Annotated in this window: 7 protein-coding genes; 1 reads left to right on the top strand and 6 read right to left on the bottom strand. The window is 60.7% G+C overall.

Annotated features, from left to right (window positions below; genetic code table 11):
• Positions 1–263 precede the first annotated feature (263 nt).
• Genes HX855_RS32080 through HX855_RS32055 form a run of 6 tightly spaced genes read right to left on the bottom strand, consistent with a single transcriptional unit; the run spans position 264 to position 7,581 of the window.
• Complete coding sequence (locus HX855_RS32080) at positions 264–1,661, bottom strand: sigma-54 dependent transcriptional regulator (RefSeq protein ID WP_177091515.1); 1,398 nt, start codon at positions 1,659–1,661, stop codon at positions 264–266.
• Positions 1,651–3,429, bottom strand: coding sequence for a HAMP domain-containing sensor histidine kinase (locus tag HX855_RS32075; protein WP_177091517.1), 1,779 nt, complete (start codon positions 3,427–3,429; stop codon positions 1,651–1,653). The genes HX855_RS32080 and HX855_RS32075 overlap by 11 nt, the downstream gene beginning before the upstream one ends.
• Positions 3,429–4,553, bottom strand: a complete 1,125-nt coding sequence (locus HX855_RS32070; RefSeq protein WP_177091519.1) for a GNAT family N-acetyltransferase — start codon at positions 4,551–4,553, stop codon at positions 3,429–3,431. The genes HX855_RS32075 and HX855_RS32070 overlap by 1 nt, the downstream gene beginning before the upstream one ends.
• Before the next feature lie 52 nt (positions 4,554–4,605).
• Positions 4,606–5,493: a carboxylesterase gene (locus HX855_RS32065; protein WP_177091521.1), complete on the bottom strand. Its 888-nt coding sequence runs from the start codon at positions 5,491–5,493 to the stop codon at positions 4,606–4,608.
• Positions 5,490–6,884, bottom strand: coding sequence for an aspartate aminotransferase family protein (locus HX855_RS32060; RefSeq protein WP_177091523.1), 1,395 nt, complete (start codon positions 6,882–6,884; stop codon positions 5,490–5,492). Before HX855_RS32060 ends, HX855_RS32065 begins: the two co-directional genes overlap by 4 nt.
• The gene (locus tag HX855_RS32055; RefSeq protein WP_177091525.1) at positions 6,877–7,581 is read right to left on the bottom strand and encodes an MtnX-like HAD-IB family phosphatase; all 705 of its coding nucleotides are present in this window, start codon (positions 7,579–7,581) and stop codon (positions 6,877–6,879) included. Before HX855_RS32055 ends, HX855_RS32060 begins: the two co-directional genes overlap by 8 nt.
• 229 nt (positions 7,582–7,810) lie before the next feature.
• Here HX855_RS32055 and HX855_RS32050 point away from each other — a divergent pair, with 229 nt between their 5' ends.
• On the top strand, positions 7,811–8,581 hold the full coding sequence (locus HX855_RS32050) for a MipA/OmpV family protein (RefSeq protein ID WP_177091527.1): 771 nt from the start codon (positions 7,811–7,813) through the stop codon (positions 8,579–8,581).
• Positions 8,582–8,775 lie beyond the last annotated feature (194 nt).

Here is an 8,775-nt window from a genome sequence, read left to right as displayed (position 1 = left end):
CGAACGCAGGCTTTGGAGCGTGGGTAACCCGGCAGGACGCCGGGTTAGCCGCGCTGGGCCAAGGATGGCCCATCGCGGCGGCCCACGGTCCAAAGCCGGAGTGAGGGCACACCGAGCCTAAGCGAGGCGCCGACAGGCGGGGCAGAGCCCTTTGGTTACTTTGGGGCTTTTCCAAAGTGACCCGCTGTAAGAGCGGAACCATAAGTCGCCGTTACCTAAATAACGGATATGTACTCCCACACCCAACAACTGCTCAGCCCCGCCTAGCGAACAATCTTGTCCACCTGAATCCCCAGCTTCTTCAACCGATACCAAAAGCTGCGCTCGGAAATCCCGATCTTCTGCGCCGCCGCAGCCTGCACTCCGTTGCTCTCCTGCAACGCGGCCAGGATGTAAGCCTTCTCCACCTCGGCCAGCGCCGCGTCCAGATCCTGCGGCACACCCGGCCCGTTGCTGAGTATCGCGCCCACCCCGTCTTCCGCCGGTTTGGAGGCAAACAGATACGCCGGCAAATCAATGTCCTCGATCACCGGCGTCGCCGCGACGATGGTCGCCCGCTCCACGCAGTTTTGCAGCTCACGAATATTGCCCGGCCAGGAATACGCCGCCATGGCCTGTAACGCCTCGGGGCTGAAGCCAGTGATGCGTTTACCCGCCGTGGCACTCAAGGTCTGGGCGAAGTGCCGGGCCAGGGGCACGATGTCTTCTACCCGCTCGCGCAACGCCGGCAGCGGAATCGGGAATACGTTGAGGCGGTAGTAAAGGTCTTCGCGAAACTCTTTGTTGGCCACCGCATCCAGCAAGTTCTTGTTGGTGGCGGCGATCACCCGCACGTCCACTTTGCGCTCGCGCGGGTCGCCCACCGGCTCGATCACCCGCTCTTGCAGGGCCCGCAGGATTTTCGCCTGCAAGGCCAACGGCATGTCGCCCACTTCATCGAGAAACAGCGTGCCTTTGTCGGCCTGCATAAAGCGCCCGACCCGGTCCGCCACGGCGCCGGTGAAGGCGCCCTTGCGGTGGCCGAACATCTCGCTTTCCAGCAAGCCTTCGGGAATGGCCGCGCAATTGACCGCCACAAACGGTTTGTCGGCGCGGTTGCCGTGTTTGTGAATAGCGCGTGCGACCATCTCCTTGCCGGTGCCGCTTTCGCCCGTTAGCAGCACCGTAGCGTTGCTGTCGCGCACCGAATCCACCGCGTGCAGCACCTGGCGAAACGCCGGGCTGTCGCCCACCAGGCTGTCGAACTGCGCGTGCTCATCCAGCTCGGCCCGCATGCGCGCGTTGTCGCGCATGATGTCGCGAAACTGCAGGGCCTTGGCCACGGTGATGTCCAGTTCGTCGATATCGAACGGCTTGGCGATGTAGTCGTAGGCCCCGTTGCGCATCGACTGCACAGCATTCTTCACGGTGCTGTAGGCGGTCATCACGATCACCGGCAGCTGCGGGTAGCGCACCTTGATTTCCGCCAGCAGCGCCGGCCCGTCCATGCCGGGCATGCGCCAGTCACTGATCACCAGGTCGATGTCTTCCTGCTCCAGCACCTTGAGCGCGTGCAGGCCGTTGCCGGCGGTAAACACCTGGATCCCGCTCTGGCTCAGGGCCGATGAGAGCAAGTCACAGAGCTTGGGTTCATCGTCGACTACCAATACGTTATGCGTCATCACCATCCTCTTCATCGCCGTCGTCTGCACCCTGGGCCGGAATGTACAGGCTGAAGGTGGCGCCGGCATCTTTCTCGCTGACACATTCGATGCTGCCGTCATGACTTTCCATGATCGAGAAGACTTTGGCCAGACCCAGGCCCGTGCCGGAGGCCTTGGTGGTGACGAATGGCGTGAAGATCCGCTCGATCATGTCCGGCGGAATACCCTCCCCCGTGTCAGCAATGCTGATCACCGTGTTACCGCCCACACTGTGGAGGCCCAGGGTCAGGCGACCGCCGCCCGGCATGGCGTCGATGGCGTTGAGAATCAGGTTGAGGCAAGCCTGCTTGAGCTGTTTGGCATCGGCGTAAATCGTCGCGCCGGGGGCCTGGTCATCAATTTGCGCGTCGATGTTATGGGTCGACAGCTCAGGCCCGCAGAAACCGAGGATTTCTTCCACCACCGGACGTGCCGCCTGCACCGTACGCAACGGCGCGCTCGGTTTGGCGAAGTCGAGGAACTCGGTGATCAGGTCGTTGATCCGGCTGACCTCGCTGATCACGTATTCGAGGTGACGTTTGTCGGTTTCCGGCAAATCGGCGCGCCGGTGCAGCAGTTGGGTGGCGGTCTTGATAATGCCCAGCGGGTTGCGAATTTCGTGGGCCAGCCCCATCGCCACTTCGCCCAGGGCATGCAGGCGGTCGCGGCGGCGCAGTTGTGCTTCGAGGTGATGCAACTCACCGAGGCGCTCGGTCATGTGGTTGAAGGTGCTGCTCAGTTGCGCCAGTTCGTCGCCGCCGCTGACCGCCACACGGTGCTGGTAGTTGCCCGAAATCACCGCGCTGACGCCTTCGGACAAATCCCGCAACGGCCGGGTCAGGCGTTGGGACACCAACATGCCGGCGCCCAGGGACAATGCCGAGCTGAGCAGGAAAATCAGCACGAACAGGTTGCTCTGGTTCACCAGGCCCACCAGGCTGGTGTGCCGCAGCAAGCCACTGAAGATCACCCCTTGCAGCTCGCCGGCATCATTGAAAATCGGCCAGTACAAACCGCTGTAGTTACTGGTGAACTGTTCGCTGGGCTGCTTGGTGCTGCGCAGCGCGGCTTCGATGCCCGACGGAATCCGGGTGGGATGATCGACGAAGCGCTGGGTGGAGAAAATCTCCGAGAAGCCGTTGGGGTTGGCCAGGTACAGGCGCAGGTCGAGGGAATGCACATCGGCCACGCTGGTCAGGAAGCTGCTGTCCAGGTAGGTGGCCACGAGCAGTTGGTAGTCCACACCGCCCTCGCTGGTCTCAAAGGTCGAGACCACCACACCGGTAGTCACCCCGCCGACCTCGACCGTCTGCAACACCGCATTACTGGCCAGGTTGATTTGCTTGACGATGTCATCGGCGGCCGTGGTGAAGACGATTTTATGGTCACTGCTGCGGATCAGCGCGACCACGTCGATGTCAGTGGCGGCGGCAATATCGGCGGTCAGTTTGTCGTGCTTCTCGGCCTGGCGTGACGACGGCGGCTTGGTGTAGCGCAGGAACAGTTGGGCGACCCGGGCGTTGTCGTGGAGGATGTCGCCAATCTCGTCCTTGACGATCTTGGTGGACTCCTGCAGCCAGATACGCACGTTGCTGTCGAAGATCTGCGACAGGGTCGTCGCCGCCAGCTCCGCCGCGATCATCGTCGGAATCACCGTGACCAGCCAGAACGCCAACACCAGCTTGCGCTGGACGCTCCAACGCGAAATGGCAAAGGGGCGGGCTTTTTGGCGGGTCTTGTTGATCATCAGGTTTCGCTTATCGCAGCAGCCATGGCAGGGTCGGATCGATCCGGTCGAAGAAACACTTTTGCAACGAACAGCGCACGGTTGACCAGCCAGTTACGGTGACGGAAAAACATGCTGTTGCCCTGGAACTCGCAGCCCAGCAGCAACTTGCTGGCATAGCCGGCCTGACCACATTCATACAACGCAATGTCATGGCGAATACAGTAGTCGATATTGGTTAACCAACTGCGCACGGCCAGGCTGTATTCGCGGCTGTAATCCATGTCTTCGCCAAAAAACTTGTCAATCAGGCGGTCCTGGTTCAGCAGGATCAGGTTGAACGCCACCACTTGCTCGTCCACCCAATAAAGCACACAGACCGCACGTTCTTGCAGCTGTTCAAGGATACCGGTGAAATAGGCCGCCGGCAGTCGTTCAAACTGCAGGTCGGAGCGCTCCAGGGTGGCCTCATACAGCGCCATGATACGCGGCAGTACGTCGTCGATATTACGTCGCCACTCAACGCGCGGGCCAGGCGCACGCAGTTTGCGGCGCAGGTCCTTGCGGGTGGCTTTGTCCAGGGAACCCAGGTAGGCGTCCACTGAACCAAAAGGGATCGGCAAGAGTGCCGTTGGCAAACTGGGCATGCTTTGAAAGCCCGCCCCAAGGCAGCTGTTTGACCAGCCTTCATCCTTGGTCGGTGCATCCTTGACCGCCACCAGCCCGACGCCAAACGTATCGGCATCCCGGCGTGCGGCGGCGAGCAATTGTGCAAGCAACGCCTCGCGCTCCGTTTCGGGAACGTGGCTGGCGATACCCGCGTTGCACTGCTCTGCCACCGGCGAGCCGATGGCATACAGGCCCAACTTCAAAACACCCGGCCACAGTCGCTCCAGGCGCTCGGTAAAGCGCTTACCGACGCCCGACACCGTGGTGTCGAGGCGATAACGCGTAATGAACGCCGGCGCAACCGCCACCAGCGTGGCGTCGTCGAACACCGCGAGATAACGCCACTGAAAATCATCAATAGCGGCGTTTTCCACGGCCACGTAATAGTCCCAATCCTCCAGGGCATCGGGAAAACAGTCATTCCAGGCACTGCGTTCGATGGCCCGAACAGTCGAAAAGGCTTGGGCGGTGATCACAACGTTTCCTTGTAGGAGCGAGCTTGCTCGCGAAAAACTCAAGCGCACCGCGTTAAACCAGACAGACCGCGTTTTCGTTCACGTCCTTCGCGAGCATGCTCGCGCCTACAGGAACAGCGTGTTGCCCGACAAACTCGGCACTCAACTCGATCACCCGGCGGTATTGCAGGTCGACGGTGATCATGTGGTAGCAGTTGTCCAGCAGGATCTTGGTCACGGGGCCGCCGAGGTGGCGTTCCACGTAATCGGCGTTCCAGCGGCTGGTGATGTCATCCTCGATGGAATGCAGTACCAGGGCCGGGGTCTTGATCGATGGCATGAGTTTCTTCACCACGGCATTCATCCAGTGCAGTTCGCGCACCGTGACGCCTTCCATGGTCAACAGCCCCGCCTCGCTGCTCTCCCCTTCCTTCATCTGCCGCTCGACGATGGCCCGCAGGCGCTCGTTCTTGATGCCGTAGGGCGGTTTCTCAGTGAAGCGGAACAGGCGCACACCGAAAGGAATACGGATCAGAAACGGCGTGATGAACGCCATCTTGCTGATGCTCCAGCCGTCGTACTTCAAGGTGGTGGAGTACATCAACAAGCCGGCGACCTGGCCGGGGAACTGCGACGCCACGTACATCGACATCACCGCGCCCATCGACAAACCGCCGACAAACACCTGCTCGTGGCGCTGTTTCACCGCGACGAACGTCTTGCGTACGCCTTCGTACCAATCCTGCCAGCCGGTGGCTTGCAGGTCGCTGTTGTCCCCGCAGTGCCCGGCCAGGGTCGGCACGTACACCGTGCAGTTACCGACCTTGGCCAAACCCTGGGCCACCCGACGGAGCTCCGTCGGGGTGCCCGTCAGGCCGTGGATCAACAGGATCCCGACCGGACCGCTACCGAGAACGAAGCCGGCATCACCTTCACCGAGGTCGATCTCAGCGTGGTTCACCGTTTGGTCGCTCGCACAAGCAGTTGCTCGAGCAGCTTCAGGCCCAGGTCGATTTCCGGGTAGCTGATTTCCAGGGACGGTGCCAGGGTGATCACGTTTTTGTAGTAGCCGCCCACGTCGAGGATCAGGCCGAGTTTCTGACCGTCAACCACCATGTCGCCTTTCATGCCTTCGTCGACCATAAAGTCCAGGGTCGCCTTGTCTGGCGTGAAGCCGTCCGGGCCGCAGATTTCGCAGCGCAGGGCCAGGCCCAGGCCATCGACGTCGCCGATGATCGGGAAGCGTTTCTGCAGTTCCTGCAGGCCGGCCAGGAAGTATTTGCCCTTGGCCATGACCATCGCGCCGTAGTCGACTTCGCTGGTCATCTTGAACATTTCCAGGCCGACCGCCGTACCCAACGGGTTGGAGGCGAAGGTGGAGTGGGTGGAGCCTGGCGGGAAGATTTTCGGGTTGATCAACTCTTCCTTGGCCCAGATGCCGCCCAGCGGGTTCAGGCCGTTGGTCAGTGCCTTGCCGAAGACGATCACGTCCGGTTTGACGTCGAAGTGTTCGATCGACCACAGCTTGCCGGTACGCCAGAAGCCCATCTGGATTTCGTCGACGACCATCAGGATGCCGTGCTGGTCCAGGACCTGCTTGAGCTCGCTGTAGAAGTTCATCGGAGGGATCACGTAGCCACCGGTGCCCTGGATCGGCTCGACGTAGAAGGCGGCGTATTCGCTCTGGCCGACTTTCGGGTCCCACACACCGTTGTATTCGGTTTCGAACAGGCGGGCGAACTGCTGCACGCAGTGGCTGCCGTATTCTTCCTTGGTCATGCCTTTAGGGCCGCGGAAGTGGTACGGGAACGGGATGAAGTTGGCGCGCTCGCCGAAGTGGCCGTAGCGGCGACGGTAGCGGTAGCTCGACGTGATCGACGACGCGCCGAGGGTACGGCCGTGGTAACCGCCTTCAAAGGCAAACATCAGGCTCTTGCCGTTGGTGGCGTTACGCACCACTTTCAGGGAGTCTTCGATGGACTGCGAACCACCGACGTTGAAGTGCACACGACCGTCGAGGCCGAATTTTTTCTTGGCGTCGACTGCGATCATTTCCGACAGCTCGATCTTGCCTTTGTGCAGGTACTGGCTGGCGATTTGCGGCAGGGTGTCGATCTGCTGTTTCAGCGCGTTGTTCAGGCGCGGGTTGGCGTAACCGAAGTTAACGGCCGAGTACCACATTTGCAGGTCGAGGTAAGCCTGGTCTTCGGTGTCCCACACGTAGGAGCCTTCGCAACGGCTGAAAATACGTGGAGGGTCGATGTAGTGAACGGTGTCGCCGTAGGAGCAGTACTTGGCTTCTTTATCCAGAAGAACCTGGTCTTCTGCGCTAGCGATGCGGATATCAGACATGGTGGAAGAGTTCCTGATTGTCGGAAGAGGTGCTGAAGGAGGTGGCGTTGGCGGCGATGCCCTGAGGCAGCTTGGCCAGCAATGCCGGCAGTTCGGCGAAGGTGTCGAACCGCACGTAGGGGATATTGTTGGTTTCGCAGTAGTCGGCCAGGCTGGCCTTGGCGAAGACGAAGTCGGCGGTGGAGGCCACGCACATGTCGGACTTGCCGTCGCCGATCACCAGCACGCGCTTGTTGCGCGGGGTGGACTTGCACTTGCAGTTGCCGGAAGCGGCACGGCAGGCGTCGCTGGAATACGGGAAATCGATGCGCCAGCTGTTCTGGTCGACCTGGCGCAGGCGGTTGGCCAGGATCGGCAACAAGGTCACGTAGTTGCGCGACAGAATCCGCGCGATGCCTTGTTCGATGCCATCGCTGACCACTTCAATGGAAGCGCCCAGGCCCATGACGTGGTCGACGAAGTCCGGGAAGTCCGGATCGATCTCGACACTGTCGAAGTAGGCCAGCAACTCGGACGGAGTCGCCTTGATCAGCGCCAGTTGACGGCTCAGGCATTCGCGCGAACCGATGTGCCCATCCAGCCATTCCTGTTCGATGGTTTCCCACTCGGGGCCGGCGAAGCGTTGGAGGACGTTGTCGATGACGTCGGTGGGGGTGATGGTCCCGTCGAAGTCACACACGATATGCCAGTGAATCATCTGCATTTACCTATGAAGTAGGAACGCGCTGTTGCGCTTGCAGGGGATAGAGCACGGAGTGTGCCAAGTGCCACCAACCCCTGTTTTCAAAGGGTTTGGTGGGTTTCGACGTGTGGTTGTGTCGGAACTGGCTACAATTTTTGTAGGTTGCTACAACCTAGATGAGTGCTTGCCTAAGGCTGGGTATTTGCGCGTTCATGCGCGCATGTTCACAAAAGGAAATGGCTCCATGTTCAGGGTTACTTTTGCTGTAGTCGCCGGTTTACTGGGGCTGTGGGGCGTTTCGGGGGCTGTGCTGGCCGACGGGATTACCGGTGAAGCCGGGGTGGGCGTCAGCTATCAGCCCCATGATCCGACGGGCAGCCGCTACGAAACGCGGCCCATTCCTTATTTCGACCTGGATTGGGGGAGTGTCAGCCTGGGTACCGACGATGGGCTGACCTGGAGTGCCCTGAATACCCATGGCATTACGGCCGGGCCTTATATCAATTATCTGCCGGGGCGGACGGCCAACGGGTCGTTGCGCGGCTTGCGCGATGTGTCGGACATGGCTGAGGTGGGGGGCTTTATCCAGTACGCGCCGGCTGAGTTCTGGCGGGTGTATGCCCAGGTGGGTCAGGCCGTGGGAGGCGCACGTGATCAGAGTGGTGTGGTGGGTAAGCTCGGCGGTGAACTGGGTTACCCGTTGGGCAGCGGCATCATTGGCAGCACCGGTTTGATGGCGCACTTTGCCGATGCGCGTCAGGCGCAGACGTTTTTCGGGGTGGATGCGAATGAGGCTGCGGCTTCGGGGTTTCGGCCGTATAACGCCAGTGCCGGGTTTCAGAACCTGACGTTGACGCAGAGTTTTGAGTTTCCTTTGGATGCGAAGTGGTCGCTGTTGACCAGTGCCAGCTGGATTCACCTTGTTGGTTCGGCGGCCAATAGCAGCATCGTCAAGGAAACCGGGGATGTGAATCAGGGGCAGGTGCAGGGGGCTATCAGCTATAAGTTTGATTGAGCTGGGGTGGGGGCATATCCGTTATTTAGGTAACGGCCGCTATTGGTTCCGCTCTTACAGCGGGTCACTTTTGGAAAAGAGCCCCAAAAGTAACCAAAAGGGCTCTTGCCCCACCACTCGGCACCTCGCCTAGGCTCGGTGTGCCCGCACTCCGGCATTGCTCCGCGGGCCGCCGCGACGGGGCGTCCCTGCCC

Source organism: Pseudomonas sp. IPO3778, from assembly GCF_013386825.1.
Classification (GTDB): domain Bacteria; phylum Pseudomonadota; class Gammaproteobacteria; order Pseudomonadales; family Pseudomonadaceae; genus Aquipseudomonas.
Note: the sequence above shows the minus strand (reverse complement) of the source record. Positions and strands in the feature narration are given on the sequence as shown.

Bases quoted from the DNA above. Each gene is read 5' to 3' on its own strand.
- HX855_RS32080 (WP_177091515.1), bottom strand. From the start codon at position 1,661: ATGACGCATAACGTATTGGTAGTCGACGATGAACCCAAGCTCTGTGAC.
- HX855_RS32075 (WP_177091517.1), bottom strand. From the start codon at position 3,429: ATGATCAACAAGACCCGCCAAAAAGCCCGCCCCTTTGCCATTTCGCGT.
- HX855_RS32060 (WP_177091523.1), bottom strand. From the start codon at position 6,884: ATGTCTGATATCCGCATCGCTAGCGCAGAAGACCAGGTTCTTCTGGAT.
- HX855_RS32055 (WP_177091525.1), bottom strand. From the start codon at position 7,581: ATGATTCACTGGCATATCGTGTGTGACTTCGACGGGACCATCACCCCC.
- HX855_RS32050 (WP_177091527.1), top strand. From the start codon at position 7,811: ATGTTCAGGGTTACTTTTGCTGTAGTCGCCGGTTTACTGGGGCTGTGG.